The sequence below is a fragment of the Williamsia sterculiae genome (assembly GCF_900156495.1).
Lineage (GTDB): Bacteria > Actinomycetota > Actinomycetes > Mycobacteriales > Mycobacteriaceae > Williamsia_B > Williamsia_B sterculiae.
Genome location: NZ_FTNT01000008.1, coordinates 204,443 through 221,158, shown reverse-complemented (window position 1 = coordinate 221,158; position 16,716 = coordinate 204,443). Strand labels below are relative to the sequence as shown.

11 protein-coding genes and 2 tRNA genes are annotated in these 16,716 nt (G+C 67.3%); 7 read left to right on the top strand and 6 right to left on the bottom strand.

All coding sequences use genetic code 11. The annotated features are described in order from the left end of the window. Positions 1–68 precede the first annotated feature (68 nt). Entirely contained in the window at positions 69–524 is a 456-nt protein-coding gene (locus tag BW971_RS14330; protein ID WP_076480688.1) for a hypothetical protein, read from the top strand. A gap of 62 nt (positions 525–586) precedes the next feature. On the opposite strand, the gene BW971_RS14325 is transcribed toward BW971_RS14330, so the two are convergent. Continuing rightward, positions 587–659, bottom strand: a tRNA-His gene (locus tag BW971_RS14325). 82 nt (positions 660–741) lie between these two features. Beyond that, the gene (gene orn / locus BW971_RS14320; protein WP_076480686.1) at positions 742–1,341 is read right to left on the bottom strand and encodes an oligoribonuclease; all 600 of its coding nucleotides are present in this window, start codon (positions 1,339–1,341) and stop codon (positions 742–744) included. A gap of 96 nt (positions 1,342–1,437) precedes the next feature. Between orn and BW971_RS14315 the strand changes: the two genes are divergently transcribed. Then, the gene (locus tag BW971_RS14315) at positions 1,438–3,006 is read left to right on the top strand and encodes a helicase HerA-like domain-containing protein (protein WP_076480684.1); all 1,569 of its coding nucleotides are present in this window, start codon (positions 1,438–1,440) and stop codon (positions 3,004–3,006) included. A gap of 21 nt (positions 3,007–3,027) precedes the next feature. On the opposite strand, the gene cmrA is transcribed toward BW971_RS14315, so the two are convergent. The 4 genes from cmrA to BW971_RS14295 form a co-directional block, all read right to left on the bottom strand. Continuing rightward, on the bottom strand, positions 3,028–3,831 hold the full coding sequence (gene cmrA / locus BW971_RS14310) for a mycolate reductase (protein ID WP_076480682.1): 804 nt from the start codon (positions 3,829–3,831) through the stop codon (positions 3,028–3,030). 43 nt (positions 3,832–3,874) lie between these two features. Further along, on the bottom strand, positions 3,875–5,905 hold the full coding sequence (locus tag BW971_RS14305) for an NADPH-dependent 2,4-dienoyl-CoA reductase (RefSeq protein ID WP_083710017.1): 2,031 nt from the start codon (positions 5,903–5,905) through the stop codon (positions 3,875–3,877). Next, positions 5,902–6,522, bottom strand: a complete 621-nt coding sequence (locus tag BW971_RS14300; protein ID WP_076480786.1) for a PadR family transcriptional regulator — start codon at positions 6,520–6,522, stop codon at positions 5,902–5,904. The genes BW971_RS14305 and BW971_RS14300 overlap by 4 nt, the downstream gene beginning before the upstream one ends. A 77-nt stretch (positions 6,523–6,599) precedes the next feature. After that, on the bottom strand, positions 6,600–6,995 hold the full coding sequence (locus tag BW971_RS14295) for a DUF6188 family protein (RefSeq protein WP_076480680.1): 396 nt from the start codon (positions 6,993–6,995) through the stop codon (positions 6,600–6,602). 166 nt (positions 6,996–7,161) lie between these two features. Here BW971_RS14295 and BW971_RS14290 point away from each other — a divergent pair. The 5 genes from BW971_RS14290 to BW971_RS14270 all read left to right on the top strand — a co-directional run bounded on the left by BW971_RS14290 (position 7,162) and on the right by BW971_RS14270 (position 16,707). Further along, a tRNA-Arg gene (locus BW971_RS14290) sits at positions 7,162–7,235 on the top strand. Between the two features lie 55 nt (positions 7,236–7,290). Next, positions 7,291–9,369, top strand: coding sequence for a bifunctional copper resistance protein CopD/cytochrome c oxidase assembly protein (locus BW971_RS14285; protein WP_076480678.1), 2,079 nt, complete (start codon positions 7,291–7,293; stop codon positions 9,367–9,369). A 137-nt stretch (positions 9,370–9,506) separates the two neighbouring features. Further along, positions 9,507–9,965 carry a single-stranded DNA-binding protein gene (locus BW971_RS14280; protein ID WP_083710015.1) on the top strand — a complete coding sequence of 153 codons (459 nt, stop codon included), beginning with the start codon at positions 9,507–9,509 and terminating at the stop codon, positions 9,963–9,965. Positions 9,966–10,152: 187 nt separating this feature from the next. Then, positions 10,153–11,826, top strand: coding sequence for an energy-dependent translational throttle protein EttA (gene ettA / locus BW971_RS14275; RefSeq protein ID WP_076480676.1), 1,674 nt, complete (start codon positions 10,153–10,155; stop codon positions 11,824–11,826). Between the two features lie 105 nt (positions 11,827–11,931). After that, positions 11,932–16,707 carry an NAD-glutamate dehydrogenase gene (locus BW971_RS14270; RefSeq protein WP_076480672.1) on the top strand — a complete coding sequence of 1,592 codons (4,776 nt, stop codon included), beginning with the start codon at positions 11,932–11,934 and terminating at the stop codon, positions 16,705–16,707. The last annotated feature ends 9 nt before the right edge of the window (positions 16,708–16,716 follow it).

Genomic DNA, 16,716 nt, shown 5'->3' with positions numbered 1-16,716 from the left:
GGTAACCGTGGTCGTCTGGCGCCCTACTGTGTGAGGACCACGACCGACGGGTATGGGCGGTGAGTTGGATGACGACGACGCGTTGGATATGGATCCTCGCAGCGGTTGCTGCGCTCCTGGTGGCTCTGGTGGGCGCGGCTCTCGTGCTGGTCGTCCTACGGACGTCACCCGACACCGAAGCATCGAAGGAGCGTCCGACGGTCACGGTCGACGCCCCGGTGCCGCAATCGACCGTGACCGTCACCGCTGCGCAGCCCGCGCCCCAGGCGCAACCGGAGCCGATCGGGCCGACGACAGGGGAGCCCTCCAGCGACGGTGATGCGATCGCCACCGATCGCATCAGCGGTGAGGACATCGTCTGCGCGTTGAACGTGAAGAACGGCGTATGGGTGAACTCGGCACCGATCGCCGACGAGGTGCACACCATCGGCGAGCCCTGTGACCCCGCCGTCGACGTGGCCGCCCGGGATTCCGCCGGCCGGGCGATCATGTGTGGCGGGCAGACCTGGGTCCGTGGGCCCTGACCTGCCGTCGACCCGCAGACAGCGATGTGGCCCGGCTACTGGATAGCCGGACCACATCTCGGGGTGGATGACGGGACTCGAACCCGCGACAGCCAGGATCACAACCTGGTGCTCTACCAACTGAACTACATCCACCATCGGCTTCGTCGTCCGAAGCCAGGGTCATACTCTAGCCGTTCGCCATACGGCAGCACCAATCGGTTCGTCTACCAGCGCGTCACGCGGGCCCGAGGTCGGTGACCACGTCGGCGATCTGCGCGGGATCCGGCCCGGGTGGTGCGACGAACGCGGTCTGCCGGTAGTACCGCAACTCGCGGATCGACTCGCGGATGTCGGCCAGCGCTCGGTGAGCGAGACCCTTGTCGGGCTGGCCGTAATAAATCTTGGGATACCACCGACGGCACAATTCCTTGATCGAGCTCACGTCGATCATCCGGTAGTGCAGGTAGGCGTTCAGCTTGGGCATGTCGCGCGCGATGAAGCCCCGGTCGGTGGCGATCGAGTTGCCCGCCAGCGGTGCCGCGCCGCTGGCGGTGATGTGCTCGCGAATGTAGTCGAGAACCAACTTCTCCGCCTCGGCCACCGTCACGGCGGACGCGCGGACCTCGTCGGTCAGTCCGGACGCGGCATGCATCTTGGTGACGACATCGGGCATGGCGTCCAGCTCGTCGTCGGTCGCGTGGATGACCACGTCCACCCCGTCGCCCAGGATGTTGAGGTCACTGTCGGTGACCAGCGCGGCGATCTCGATGAGCTTGTCGGAATCGAGGCGTAACCCGGTCATCTCGCAGTCGATCCACACCAATTTGTCCTGCACCGCTCAACCTTAGCCAACGACCCCCGCGGCGCTAAGGTGTGCGGGTGCGCTGACCGCAGGGGGGTGGCGTCGAACGACCGACGAAAGGGGTGCCAGATGACCGAGGGCGCAGAAAGCGGCACGGCGGGCAAGACGCCGGCTCAGCAGATCGCCGACGGATACCGGTTCGAGGGAACAGCACTGGAACTGGGATCGGTGTTGGTCGACGGCACCGCCGACCCTCAGTCCGCGGTCCGGATCCCGCTGGCCATGATGAACAGGCACGGTCTCGTCGCCGGTGCCACCGGAACGGGCAAGACCAAGACGTTGCAGTTGATGGCCGAGCAGCTCTCGGCCAACGGCGTGCCGGTGGTTCTCGCCGACGTCAAGGGCGACCTGTCCGGGCTCAGCGCCGCGGGACAGTCGGGCGACAAGGTCACCAAACGGGCCAAGGAGACCGGTGACGACTGGCAGCCCACGGCGTATCCGTGCGAGTTCGTGTCACTGGGCACCAAGGGCGTCGGGGTGCCCATCCGCGCGACCATCACCTCCTTCGGTCCGATCCTGTTGAGCAAGGTGCTCGGACTCAACGAGACCCAGGAGTCCACACTGGGTCTCATCTTCCACTGGGCCGACAGCAACGGACTCGCGCTACTCGACCTGAAGGACATCCGCGAGGTGATCGCGCACCTCACCAGCGACGAGGGCAAAGCGGAACTGAAGTCGATCGGCGGCGTCTCCTCGGCGACCGCCGGGGTCATCCTGCGCGCGTTGAGCAATCTCGAGGCCGAAGGTGGTGACACCTTCTTCGGCGAACCGGAGATCGATCCCGCCGACCTGCTTCGTGTCGACGAGTCCGGCCGCGGCATCATCACCCTGTTCGAACTGGGCACCGAGGCCGCCCGTCCCGCGCTCTTCTCCACATTCCTGATGTGGATCCTCGCCGACCTGTTCCAACACCTGCCCGAGGCCGGTGACATCGACAAACCCAAGCTGGTGTTCATCTTCGACGAAGCGCATCTGCTGTTCCACGACTCGTCGAAGGCGTTTGTCGACCAGGTGGTCCAGACGGTCAAGCTGATCCGCTCCAAGGGCGTCGGTGTGTTCTTCTGTTCGCAGCTGCCCACCGACATTCCCAACGAGGTGCTGTCGCAGCTCGGCGCGCGGGTGCAGCATGCGCTGCGTGCGTTCACCCCCGACGACCAGAAGGCGCTGACCCAGACCGTCAAGACCTACCCGGTGTCCAAGGTCTACGACATCTCCGAGGCGCTGACGGCGCTCGGGATCGGTGAGGCCATCGTGACCGTTCTCTCCGAACGCGGTGCCCCCACGCCCGTGGCGTGGACGGTGTTGCGGCCGCCGCGATCGTTGATGGGGCCGATCGGCGCCGATGCGATCACCGCCGGCGCCCAGGGTTCACCGCTGTGGGCGAAGTATGGCCAGACCATCGATCGCGAATCGGCGTACGAGAAACTGACCGCCACACTTCAGGCGCCGGAACCGCAATCGCAGAACACCGACGAGCCGGTGGCCAGGTCCGGTGGGAAAGATGCGGCCGAGGACGAGCCCAGTGCTTTCTCCGAAGCGCTGAGCAATCCTGCGGTGAAGAGTTTCATGCGATCGGCGGGTAGCGCACTGGGTCGCGAGATCACCCGGTCGCTGTTCGGGACCGGCCGGAGGCGCTGAGACTGCGCGGATCCCCGCGAGTCAGCCGCCGAGTTTGCGGTAGAAGCTGCCGACGATGGGCGCGGTGATCGCTCGGGGGGTGTACCCGCCTGCGATGGACATCGCTTTGGACAGCGCCCCAGGTACGACGCGCATCTTGTTGCGCTGCAACGCGTTCACGCTCAATCGGGCCACACCCTCGCTGGAGTCCCAGAGGAATCCCGGCACCATCCGGTCGACCACCGAGGCGTCCTGAGGGTCGGGTTCCTCGGTGCGCACCGGACCGGGCGCCAGCAATGTCACGTGCACGCCCTGCCCGGCGACCTCGACGCGCAGTGACTCCGAGAAGGTGTTCACGAATGCCTTGGTCGCGGCGTAGGTCGCGTTGTTGGGAATCGCCATGTTCCCCGCCGCGGACCCGACCATCAGGATCCCACCGGACCGCCGGGCGACCATCTGCGGCAGGACCGCGAGGGTGAGGCTGTGCACCGCGGTGCAGTTCAACCGGACCTGAGCCTCCTCGTATTCGGTGTCGAGTTCGCTCACCGGGCCGAAGGTCGCGATGCCGGCGTTGTTGCACAGGATCGAGATCCTGCGGTCGGTGAGTTCGGCGCAGAGGATCTGCAGCGACCGCGGATCGGACAGGTCGACCGCGCGCACCTCGGCGACCACCCCGTGCGCCTCGGCGAGTCGGATCGCGGTCTGTTCCAGGACGTCGCCGCGACGGGCGACGAGGATCAACGAGTGGCCGCGCCGGGCCAACTCGTCGGCGAGGGCGGCACCGATGCCGGACGAGGCGCCCGTGACCACGGCGCGGGCAGACGGAGACGGGGCGGGTACCGGCATGGGCTGATGGTAGCGACCGCCCCGTCCGTCCGGCGTGTCCCGATCACTGAATGCGCGCGGCCACCTCGGTGCCCTGCCGTATCGCCCGCTTGGCGTCGAGTTCGGCGGCCACGTCGGCACCGCCGATCACGTGGGTGGTGATACCGGCCAGGGTCAGCGGATCCACCAGGTCGCGCACGGATTCCTGTCCCGCACACACCACGATGTTGTCCACCTCGAGCACCCGCGGAGCGCGGTCGTCGTCGAAGCGCAGGTGTAGGCCGGCGTCGTCGATGCGGTCGTAGATGGCGCCGGAGATCTGCTCCACGCCCTTCATCTTGACCGTGGCGCGATGGACCCAGCCGGACGTCTTGCCCAACGAGCGACCCTGCCCGCCGGATTTGCGCTGCACCAGGTAGACCTGGCGCGCGGGTGGCGTCGGCCGAGGCTTGGTGAGGAAGCCGCGGACCGAGAGGTCGTCGGTGACGCCCCACTCCTGTTCCCACTCCTTGATGTGCAGGGTGGGGGAGTCGTCGACGGTGAGGAACTCGGTGATGTCGAAGCCGATACCCCCGGCGCCGATGACGGCGACCTTGTCCCCGATCTCTCGGTGACCCAGTACGGCCTCGGCGTACGACATCACCGACGGGTGGTCGATGCCGGAGATCTCCGGGGTGCGGGGGACCACACCTGTCGCCACGATGACCTCGTCGAAATTGCGGGAGACGATCTCGTCGCCACCGACCCTGCAACCGAGATGCACGGTGACCGAGTTGATCTCGAGCTGACGGGTGAAGTACCTGATGCTCTCGCTGAACTCCTCCTTACCCGGGATCCGCGCGGCGATGGCGAACTGTCCACCGATCGCGTCGCCCGCCTCGAACAACTCCACGCGGTGGCCACGCTGGGCCGCGGACACCGCGGCGGAGAGCCCCGCCGGTCCGGCCCCGATGACCGCGACGTGTTTGGCGAGGCGGGTGGCCCCGAGGGTCAGCACGGTCTCGCGGCCGGCGCGCGGATTGAGCAGGCACGACACCTTCTTGCCGACGAAGGCGTGGTCGAGGCAGGCCTGGTTGCAGCCGATGCAGGTGTTGATCTCGTCGGCGCGTCCGCCTCTGGCCTTGTTCGCGAACTCCGGATCGGCCAGCAGGGGTCGGGCCATCGAGACGGCGTCGACGCGGCCGCGTTCCAGGATCTCTTCGGCGACCTCGGGGGTGTTGATGCGGTTGGACGCGATCAACGGGATGGACACCTCGTCGCGCAGGCGTTCGGTGAAACCGACGAAGGCCGCGCGCGGCACCGAGGTGACGATGGTGGGGATCTTGGCCTCGTGCCAACCGATGTCGGTGTTGATCGCGTCGATGCCCGCCTCTTCGAGTTTCGCTGCCAATCGGGCGATCTCGTCCCAGGTCTGGCCACCTTCGACGAAGTCGGCGATGGACTGACGCATGATGACCATGTAGTCGCGGGGCACCTGTTCGCGGATCTCGCGGACGATCTCGACGACGATGCGTTGTCGGCGATCGGTGTCGCCGCCCCACGCGTCGTTGCGATTGTTGGTTCGTGGGCAGAGGAATTCGTTGATCAGGTAGCCCTCGCCACCCATGATCTCGATCCCGTCGTAACCGGCCTTGCGGGCGAGTTTCGCGGCACGACCGAATGATCGGATGACGTGTCGGATCATGAAGTCGTTCATCTTGATCGGTTGGAACGGGTGGATCGGTGACTTCTCCCAACCGGGCGCTACCTTGAACGGAGTGTAACCGTAACGGCCCGAATGGATCACCTGCATCGCGATCTTTCCGCCCTCGCGGTGGACGGCGTCGGTGAGCACCTTGTGCCGTCGTACGTCGATACCGTTGGTGAGCTTGCCCGCGAACGGTAGCAGCAAGCCGGTTCGGGTGGGTGCGACTCCGCCGGTGATGATGAGGCCCACTCCGCCACGCGCGCGTTCGGCGTAGTACGCGGCCAGCTTGGGGGTGTCCCACAAGCGGTCCTCGAGGCCGGTGTGCATGGAACCCATGACGATCCGGTTGGCGAGGGTCGTGCCGCCGATGGTCAACGGCCGGAACAGTTTCGGATAGTGTTCGCTCACGATGTGGGCCTTCCTGCAGACGCCGGGCTGGGCGTGTTGTCGTCGTTCGACGGGGCTGATGGATGATCGGGTGGGGTGCTCAGCTCTCGCTGGAGACCCTCGATCACCTCGTCGCACCAATCCAGGAGTCCCTCTTCCATACGGATGCCGCCGCGCAGTACCAGGTACTGATGCAGCCGGCGTCCGGTCAGAGCATCCGGATCGGGGTAATCGTGGCGGGCGAACTCGCGGTAGGTACGTAGCCGGATCACGTGCAGACTCCGGTGTTCGCGGAGCTGGGCGAGGAGGCCCGGGACGTCGCCGTGCTCGGCGGCGCGGATCTTCACGCTGATGTCGTCGCGCAGGGGAGCCAGCGGCGTCGGTTCGGCAATCCAACGCCGCAACGAGTCACGCCCGGCATCGGAGAGCGTGTAGACCTTCTTGTCCGGGCGACCGTCCTGGACGACTGAGGTGAACTCGACGAGCCCGTCGACGTGCAGCTTCTTGAGCGTCCGGTAGATCTGCTGGTGCGTGGCCGACCAGAAGTGTCCGATGGAACGCTCGAACTGTCTACCGATCTCGTACCCGGTCCCGGGCCGTTCGGCCAACGACGCCATGATCGCGTGGTCGAGTGCCATATGCGCACGATAGCTGTGCACCATGGTGGTGTGCAACAAGTTGCATATGGCTTGACCGTGAGACGGGGCGGCGGCGCTCAGGCACCCACCCGATGGTGCTCCACCACCCGCACCTGGCCCGCTCGTTCGCAGACCGCGTAGCCGTGATTGCGCGAGAAGATCTCCCACGAGGGCACCGATCGCGCGATCACCTCGATCGACGACCCGTCGGAGAATCGCAGCCGAAGGTCGCCGCGATCGTCGACATCGGCGTCGTCGCACAGACTGCCGGGCATGGTGAACAACGGACGCTGCTGGTCGATGACGTGGGCGGGTGAGATGGGGAACGTGTCGACCGTGCCGTCGTCGCCGGCGGGCGTGCTCAGCACACACCGTGTCCGGATGACCAACTCGATGCGATCGCGGGTGAAGAAGGTCAATCCTTCGGTGAAGGACACCACCGCGATCCGGTGGTCGTGAATCCACAGCTTCATTGAGGCACCTCGCGTACGACACTGGCGTGTCCTACATCACAGAATGACTGTCATGTCCGTTCCTGGCAAGGTCTGGCGGGCCTCGACGGTCGATGTCGGCGGAGTCGCCGTGGGCCGGTCGATATACTCACCACCGTCGATCGGGTGGTTCGGACCACCCCGGCGGGCCTCCGTAGCTCAGTTGGATAGAGCACATGACTTCTAATCTTGTGGTCGCAGGTTCGAGTCCTGCCGGGGGCACCGAGAACGTCCGGGGTGGACGGAGCGCCGTCGGACCCGGCCTAGAGTTGGAGCCATGACCCAACTGTCCGAGGCCCGCCGTGCGGGTTCGGCGGCATCGGGTGCCATCGTCTGGGTTGTGGCGTGGACCTCGGCCATCGTCGCGGTCCTCGTCACCATGGCGTCGGCCGCCGACGCGCTGCAGCTGACCGGCATCCCCGATCCGGGCGCGGTGACCACCTACGGCCTGCCCGCATTGCAGACGCTCGGTGAGGTCGCCGCCGCCATCACCATCGGCGCCGCCGCCTTTGCCGCCTTCTTCACCCCGCCGCAGTCCGACGGCACACTGGACGTGGGGGGATATCGGGCCATCCGGTTGGCCGCGTCCGCGGCGGTCGCCTGGGCGGTGTGTGCGGTGTTGTTGATCCCGCTGTCGCTGTCGCAGGTGTCCGGTCAGCCGTTGTCCGACAGCCTGAGCCCGGCGAAGTGGGGCGATGCGCTGTCGCAGGTCGCGGACGCGCGTTCGTGGTTGTGGACGGCCACCTTCGCGTTGGTCGCGGCGGTGATGGCGAGGATGACCCTGCACTGGGGGTGGACCGTCCCGGTGCTCGGCGCGGGTGTTCTCAGCCTGTTCCCGCTGGCGTTGGCCGGTCACTCGTCGGCGGGCGGGAACCACGACCTCGCCACCAACAGCCTGATCCTGCACGTGGTCGCGGCCTCGGTGTGGATGGGTGGACTGATCGTCGTGCTGCTGTACGGGCGGACGCGGCAGGTGGACACAGCGCTTGCGGTGCGCCGGTTCTCGCGCGTGGCGTTCTGGTGCATCGCCGTGGTCGGCCTCAGCGGCGTCGTCAACGCCCTGGTCCGTGTCCACCTCGATCAGCTGTTCACCACCACCTACGGCCGGTTGGTGCTTCTCAAGGTGCTCGCGCTGGCGGTGCTGGGTGGACTGGGCGCCGTCCACCGGCGAACGTCGGTGACCGCGCTGACGCGCGATGCGTCCGACGTCGCACCCTTCATCCGTTTCGCGACGGTGGAGGTGGTGGTGTTCGCCGCGACCTTCGGGCTGGCCGTCGGGCTGTCGCGTACACCTCCGCCGCCGACCACCGGCGGTGCGGAGCTGTCGGTGCCGGAGGTGGAACTCGGCTACCGGATCGACCACCCGCCGACGTTGTCACGGCTGGTCGGGGACTGGCGATTCGACCTCATCTACGGGACCGCGGCCGTGCTCCTCGCGGCGGTCTATCTGCGGGGGGTGCTACGCCTGCGGCGTCGCGGCGACCACTGGCCGCTGGGTCGTACGGTGGCCTTCCTCCTGGGTTGTCTGCTGCTGCTGACGGCCACCTCGTCGGGGCTCGGGCGCTACGCGCCGGCGATGTTCAGCATGCACATGATCGCGCACATGTTGCTGTCGATGATGGTGCCGATCCTGCTTGTCCTGGGCGCGCCGATCACGCTGGCCCTGCGCGCCCTGCCCGCGGCGGGACGTGACGGTCCGCCGGGGCCGCGGGAGTGGATCGTCGCCGCGGTGCACAGTCCCGTCGCACGATTCCTCACCCACCCGCTGGTTGCGTCGGCCCTGTTCGTGGGCAGTTTCTACGTGCTCTACCTCGGCGGCGTCTTCGGCGGTGTGGTGACGTACCACGCCGCGCACCTGGCGATGAACCTGCATTTCCTGGTGACCGGCTACCTCTTCTACTGGGTGGTGATCGGGATCGACCCGGCGCCGCGGAAGGTGGCACCTGTGGTCAAGGTCGCCATGGTGTTCGGCTCGCTCCCGTTCCACGCGTTCTTCGGTGTGACCCTGATGAGCATGTCCACGGTGATCGCCGACGGGTACTACCGCACCCTGCATCTGCCGTGGTCGATCGACCTGCTCTCCGATCAGCGCACCGGCGGGGGGATCGCATGGGCGGCAGGGGAGGTCCCCCTGGTGGTGGTGCTGCTCGCGTTACTGGTCCAGTGGACACGTCAGGATCGGCGGCAGGCGCGACAGTTCGACCGCCGGGCGTCTCGCGACGACGACTCCGACCTGGCACGTTACAACGCCATGCTGGCGCGGCTGTCCGGCCGTCAGGAGCCGTCCCGGCCGGCGGATGTCACCGGCGTCGAGGGCGGACCGCACCGCACCGATCAGCACGACGCACCCGCCTGACGACTCTCGTGATCCACAGGTCCTTCCGTTCTCCACAGATCGCGCGCGACGTCCGCCTGCGCGCGTTTCCGCGGAGATGCTCGGTGGTGTGACCGCACACCGTGGTCGCACCGTCGAGGAGACAGCGAGGGCATCAGATGTACGAGACCTACACCACGGTGATCGGGACCGTCGTATCGGAACCGCGCCGCAGGCGTACCCAGGCAGGCGAGGAGGTCATCTCGTTCCGGATGGCCTGCAACTCCCGGCGCCAGGACCGGCAGTCGGGCGAATGGAACGACGGCCCCACGCTCTACCTGACCGTGAGCTGCTGGCGTCGGCTGCTCGCCGGGGTCAGCGGGGTGGTGCAGAAGGGTCGCCCGGTGATCGCGCACGGACAGATCAAGACCAACGAGTACACCACCGGTGAGGGCGAACGCCGTGCCGACCTGGAGATGACGGCGTCGGCTGTCGGCCTGGACCTCTCGCGGTGCACGGTCGGCGACGCGGGGTCTCGGCAGGTGGTCGACGTCGTCGCCGAGCAGGAGCCGACCGAGGAGGTGACCGGGACGCGTGGCGACACCGTCGCCGCCGGTCCGGGGGAGAAGGCCGCCTGAGCGGGGTATGTCGGGAGGAGCCCGTCAGGTGCCCGGCGCATGCCGTACCGGGCACCGGGCTGGGTAGGCTGGGCAACCGGAAGTGGCGGTGGCGCGAGGGCGCCTGCCGCGCCGTGAAGAACGCGTAGCAGCGCAGCTCGAGGTGAGCGCAGCCGCGTCACGGAGCAGATCAGCGAGGAGGCCTGGCGTGTCAGAGTTCATCTACACCATGAAGAAGGTGCGTAAGGCGCACGGCGACAAAGTGATACTGGACGACGTCACCATGTCGTTCTACCCGGGCGCGAAGATCGGCGTGGTGGGCCCGAACGGTGCGGGTAAGTCGTCGATCCTGAAGATCATGGCGGGTATCGATCAGCCGTCCAACGGCGAGGCCTTCCTCGACCCGGACGCCACGGTGGGCATCCTCATGCAGGAACCGCAGCTCGACGAGGCCAAGACGGTGCGACAGAACGTCGAGGAGGGGATGGGCCAGGTCAAACGCGACCTGGACCGGTTCAACGAGATCGCCGAGCTACTGGCCACCGACTACTCCGACGAGCTGATGGAGGAGATGGGTCAGCTGCAGGAGTCTCTCGACCACGCCGACGCGTGGGACCTCGACTCGCAGCTGGAGCAGGCGATGGACGCGTTGCGCTGTCCGCCTGCCGACGAGCCCGTGACACACCTCTCGGGTGGTGAGCGGCGCCGTGTTGCCCTGTGCAAGCTGCTGCTGTCCAAGCCGGATCTGCTGCTGCTCGACGAGCCGACCAACCACCTCGACGCCGAGAGCGTGCTGTGGCTCGAGCAGTTCCTCGCCGACTACCCGGGTGCGGTGCTGGCCGTCACCCACGACCGTTACTTCCTCGACCACGTCGCCGGCTGGATCTGCGAGGTCGACCGCGGCAAGCTGCACCCCTACGAGGGCAACTACTCCACTTATCTGGAGAAGAAGGCCGAGCGCCTGGAGGTGCAGGGCAAGAAGGACCAGAAGCTGCAGCGGCGTCTCAAGGAGGAGTTGGCCTGGGTTCGATCAGGCTCCAAGGCCCGGCAGACCAAGAACAAGGCACGCCTCGGCCGTTACGAGGAGATGGCCGCCGAGGCCGACAAGATGCGCAAGCTCGACTTCGAGGAGATCCAGATCCCCACGCCGCCACGGCTGGGCGACGTGGTGGTCGACGTCAAGAATCTCGACAAGGGCTTCGACGGCAGAGTGCTCATCAAGGACCTGTCGTTCACCCTGCCGCGCAACGGCATCGTCGGCGTCATCGGTCCCAACGGCGTCGGTAAGACCACCCTGTTCAAGACCATCGTCGGCCTCGAGGATCCGGATTCGGGCAGCGTGAAGATCGGTGACACGGTCAAGCTCAGCTACGTCGACCAGAATCGCGCGAACATCGATCCCAAGAAGAACGTGTGGGAGGTCGTGTCCGACGGTCTCGACTACATCGAGGTCGGTCAGAACGAGATGCCGTCGCGCGCCTACGTCAGCGCCTTCGGTTTCAAGGGACCGGACCAACAGAAGCGCGCCGAGGTGCTCTCCGGCGGCGAACGCAACCGGCTGAATCTGGCGCTGACCCTCAAAGAGGGCGGCAACCTCATCCTGCTCGACGAACCGACCAACGACCTCGACGTCGAGACGCTGGGTTCGCTGGAGAACGCGCTGGAGAAGTTCCCCGGATGCGCCGTGGTCATCTCCCACGACCGCTGGTTCCTCGACCGTACGTGCACCCACATCCTCGCGTGGGAGGGGAACATCGACGAGGGGCAGTGGTTCTGGTTCGAGGGCAACTTCGAGGCCTACGAGGCCAACAAGATCCAGCGCCTGGGGGCCGACGCGGCTCGCCCGCACGCCGTCACCCACCGCAAACTGACCCGCGACTGACGCTCGCGGCAGACATCCGGTGACGGGTGGTGCGGATCACTACCATGCCAAGCATGCCCCCGGGGAGACGCTCCGGCGGTCGTCCCCGACTGGAGTGATGCCACGATGACACCCCGCCCGCGCCAGGACGACAGCGACGGGGCTGTTGTCGACATCGCGGAAACCCTTCTGTCGCAAGCGATGGGTCCGTACTTTCCCGAACGGGTGACGGCGGATGACGCCGTCGGGGGGATCGACAGGGCGCAGGTGTCACACCACCTGTCGGTGGCGGCGCAGCGATCGCCCGGTGAGGTACTCGTGGAGGTGCGCGCCGCGGCCCGCGGGTCGATCACCGTCACCACCGTCACCGATGACATGCCCCGCCTCGTCGAGGGTGTCTCCTCGGCGCTGGGACGCCTCGGGTTGTCCGTCTGGCGCATCGATCATCCGGTGCTGTCCGTGTGGCGCGATGCGGCGGGCCAGCTGCTGGCGATCGGCACACCGGACTCGGCCGACAATGGAGAGCCCGGTGAGCGCATCGCCGAGTCGTGGATCCATGTCGAGGCTCAGCCGATCCGGCCGGGGTCGGTCGACGCGCCGGCCGTACGCGACAGGGTTGCGGAGGTCATCGGACGGGTCGTCGACGTCCACCGTGACCACCGCGCGATGACCGAACGGCTGCGTACTGTCGCCGACCGATGTGGTGCCGACGCCGGGCAGTACCCGGCACTGCTGCGGTGGATGGCGGGCGGGATGTTCGCGCCCATCGGGTGGTACACGGTCGATCAGATCACCGGTGCGCCCGAGGCTGCCGGGCAAGGAGTCTGGCGGTCGCCGGACTTCCCGCGACCCGACCGCGATGCGGTGGTCACCGCCGAACAGCCCCTGATCCGGCGGATCCATTTCCCGACCGCCATCCTGCGCACCGACTACCCCACCCTGCTGCAGGTTGCCGAGGTCGACGACACCGGTGCTCCCGTCCGTGAGCATGTGTTCATCGGTGTGCTCACTCCCACGGCGTTGCACGAGAACGTGCTGGAGATCCCGGTGGTGCGGGAGCGGGTCGCCGACGCGCTGGCCGTCGCGGGTGCCGACATCGACTCGTACTCGGGCCAGGCCATGCTCGAACTGTTGCAGGGGTATCCGCTGTCCGAGATCTTCGCCAGTGACGCCGGGCAACTCGCGGCGAACCTGCGGTCGGTGCTCGACGCCGTACCCGGCGGTCGACTCCGGGTGTTCCTGCGGTCGGACCCGCATGCGGAGACGCTGTCCGCGCTGATCTACCTGCCTCGCGACAAGTACAACACCCGCACCCGCCAGCAGATGCAGACGCTGCTCCGCGACGAATTCGGCTCCGAGGACATCGAATACACGGTGCGGGTGTCGGTGGCCGCGCACGCGCTGCTGCATCTGCTGATGCGGGTGCCTGCCGCGACCGGGGATGACATCGCCCCCGAGGTGCAGCGACGACTACAGGACGCACTGGTCGCCGCGAGCCGTGGCTGGGACGACGGATTGCGCGAACTCGTCGACGCCGGCGTCCAGGCCGGGTCCACATCGGCACCGGTGGGCCCGGAGACCATCGGCCACTACATCCGGAGCCTCGGCGACGGATACAAGGAGGAGCGCGACCCCGCTGCCGCACTCGCCGACATCACCCGGTTGGCCACCCTGGCGCCGGGTGACTTCTCGGTCGACCTGCGACGCGTGGACGACGTGTGGCGGTTCGGCCTGTACCTGTGCGGTCGGTCGGCAACCCTGACCGACGTCTTACCCGTGTTACAGAGCCTGGGTGTCGACGTACTCGACGAACGACCGTTCGAGGTCACCCGACCGGACGGCGAACGTTGTCGGATCTACGAATTCGGGTTGTCGCCGACATCGGGAATGGTGATCCACGACGGTCCGGCCCAGCCCGGCGCGGGCGCCGTCGAAACACGGGTCACCGAGGCGTTCTCGGCGGTCTGGCGCGGTCACGCGGCGGTGGACAGTTTCAACGAACTGGTCTTGCGCTGTGGTCTGGACTGGCGGCAGGCCGCGATGCTGCGCAGCTACGCCCGCTACCTGCGGCAGTGCGGCTTCGCCTACAGCGCATCCCACGTCGCCTCGGTCCTCGGCGCGCATGCCGACATCTGCCGGGGACTGGTGGAGTTGTTCTTCGGGTCCTTCGACCCGGACGGTGCCGACGAGGACCGGCGGCAGGGCGTGGTCGCCGATCTCGACGAGATGGTCGGTGACATCGTCAGCCTCGACGCCGACCGCATCGTGTCGGCGTTCGTGGCCATGATCGGGGCGACGGTGCGTACCAATTTCTTCGTCACCGATCCCGACGATGGCGGCCACCGCCCGGTGCTGTCGTTCAAGTTGCGGCCGCGCGACATCCCGCAGACCCCGCAACCGCGACCGCTGTACGAGATCTTCGTGTACTCACCGAGGATCGAGGGGGTACACCTGCGTTTCGGCTCGGTGGCCCGTGGTGGACTGCGGTGGTCGGATCGCCGCGACGACTACCGCACGGAGATCCTGGGTCTGGTCAAGGCCCAGGCGGTGAAGAACGCGGTCATCGTGCCGGTGGGTGCGAAGGGCGGATTCGTCGTCAAGCGACCACCGGCAGCGACCGGTGACCCAGCCGTCGACCGTGATGCCTTCCGACAGGAGGGGATCGCCTGCTACCGGCGCTTCATCGGCGGCCTGCTCGACATCACCGACAACCTGGACCGCTCCACCGGTGAGGTGTTGCCTGCGCGGTCGGTGGTGCGTCGGGACGGAGACGACACCTACCTGGTGGTGGCCGCCGACAAGGGCACCGCGACCTTCTCCGACATCGCCAACGACGTCGCCGCGGGGTACGACTTCTGGCTCGGAGATGCCTTCGCCTCCGGCGGCTCGGCCGGATACGACCACAAGGTCATGGGTATCACCGCGCGCGGTGCGTGGGAAGCGGTGCGCCGCCACTTCCGCGAGATGGGTGTCGACACGCAGAGCGAGGACTTCGCCGTCGTCGGTGTCGGTGACATGAGCGGTGACGTCTTCGGCAACGGCATGTTGCTCAGCAAGCACATCCGGTTGGTCGCGGCCTTCGACCACCGGCACGTGTTCATCGACCCCGATCCGGACGCGGCGACCTCGTATGTGGAGCGCCGACGTCTCTTCGACCTGCCGCGGTCGTCCTGGGCCGATTACGACCCGGCCCTGATCAGCACGGGCGGCGGCGTGTGGTCGCGGGACCTGAAGTCCATCCCGATCAGTGCCCAGATCCGTGCCGCCCTCGGACTCGATGACGGTGTGACCGCCCTGTCGCCACCGGATCTCATGCGGGCCATCCTGACCGCTCCGGTGGACCTGCTCTGGAACGGTGGCATCGGTACCTACGTCAAGGCGTCCGGTGAGAGCAACGACGACGTCGGGGACAAGGCGAACGACGCCATTCGGGTCAACGGAGACCAGGTGCGCGCCAAGGTGATCGGGGAGGGAGGCAACCTCGGGGTGACCGCTCGGGGTCGCATCGAGTTCGACCTGTCCGGCGGCCGGGTGAACACCGACGCGATGGACAACTCGGCCGGTGTCGACTGCTCCGACCACGAGGTGAACATCAAGATCTTGCTGGACGCGCAGGTGTCGTCGGGCGCTCTCGCGGCGGCCGACCGCAATCCGCTGCTCGAGTCGATGACCGACGAGGTCGGTGACCTGGTGTTGGCGGACAACATCTCGCAGAACGCCGAACTCGGGCTGGCCCGTGCGGGTGCCGGACAGTCGGTGGACGTACACGTGCGACTGCTGCGCGAGCTGGCGGGCACCTACGGTGTCGACCTCGAGCTGGAGGCCCTCCCGACGGTCGCCGCCCTACGGAAGCGGGTGGCCGCCAGTGACTCGTCACGACCGTCGGGCCTCACCTCGCCGGAGTTGGCCACGGTGCTCGCGCACGTGAAGCTGGGGTTGAAGAGCGACCTGTTGTCCACCGAACTCCCCGATGGCGAGGTCTTCGGCCCCCGACTACACGCCTATTTCCCCCTGCCGCTGCGCGAACGGTTTGCCGAGGGCATCGCCGAACACCGACTGCGTAGGCAGATCGTGACCACTTCGCTGGTCAACGATGTCGTGGACAAGGCGGGGATCACCCATGCGTTCCGACTGGCCGAGGGCGCGATGTGTTCGCCCATCGATGTGGTGCGGGCGTATGTGGTGGTCAGCACCGTGTTCGCACTCGACGACCTGTGGGCGCGTATCGAGGCAGTCGACGGTGGGGTGGTCGCGATCGACGAGATGATGACGTACACGCGTCGGTTGCTGTTCCGGGCGTCCCGGTGGATGTTGGCCAACCGTCCGCAACCGCTGCCCATCGCGGCGGAGATCACCCGCTACGCGCGCCGGGTGCAGGACCTGTCGCCGCGAGTACCGGGCTGGTTGGGGCCAGGGTCGCGGGCCGACGTCGCGACCCGTGTCGACGCATGGGTGGCCGACGGGGTCGACGAGTCACTCGCCGCCGACGCCGGTGTCAGCCTGCACCGGTTCTGCCTGCTCGACATCATCGACGCCGCGGAGATCGCCGACCGCGACGAGATCGAGGTGGGCGAACTGTATTTCACGGTGCTCGACGACCTGGGCGTGGAGGGTCTGCTGACGGCGGTGTCACGACTGGACCGCGGCGACCGGTGGCATGCGTTGGCTCGTCTGGCCCTGCGGGACGACCTGCACGCGGTGGTGCGATCGCTGTGCCTGCAGATCATGGAGGTCGGTGAGCCGGGGGAGAGTCCGCGGCAGCAGATCTCCGAATGGCAGACCCATCACGCTTCGCGGTTGGCACGGGTGCGTGCGGTTCTCGACGACATCGCCGAGACCGGGGACTACGACCTGGCCACCCTGTCGGTGGCGGCACGGCAACTGCGCAGCGTGATCCGGTGATGTGGCCGC

Excerpts from the sequence above, each read along its gene's own strand:
- BW971_RS14330 (WP_076480688.1), top strand. The coding sequence starts at position 69 with ATGACGACGACGCGTTGGATATGGATCCTCGCAGCGGTTGCTGCGCTC.
- BW971_RS14315 (WP_076480684.1), top strand. The coding sequence starts at position 1,438 with ATGACCGAGGGCGCAGAAAGCGGCACGGCGGGCAAGACGCCGGCTCAG.
- cmrA (WP_076480682.1), bottom strand. The coding sequence starts at position 3,831 with ATGCCGGTACCCGCCCCGTCTCCGTCTGCCCGCGCCGTGGTCACGGGC.
- BW971_RS14300 (WP_076480786.1), bottom strand. The coding sequence starts at position 6,522 with ATGGCACTCGACCACGCGATCATGGCGTCGTTGGCCGAACGGCCCGGG.
- BW971_RS14295 (WP_076480680.1), bottom strand. The coding sequence starts at position 6,995 with ATGAAGCTGTGGATTCACGACCACCGGATCGCGGTGGTGTCCTTCACC.
- BW971_RS14285 (WP_076480678.1), top strand. The coding sequence starts at position 7,291 with ATGACCCAACTGTCCGAGGCCCGCCGTGCGGGTTCGGCGGCATCGGGT.
- BW971_RS14280 (WP_083710015.1), top strand. The coding sequence starts at position 9,507 with ATGTACGAGACCTACACCACGGTGATCGGGACCGTCGTATCGGAACCG.
- BW971_RS14270 (WP_076480672.1), top strand. The coding sequence starts at position 11,932 with ATGACACCCCGCCCGCGCCAGGACGACAGCGACGGGGCTGTTGTCGAC.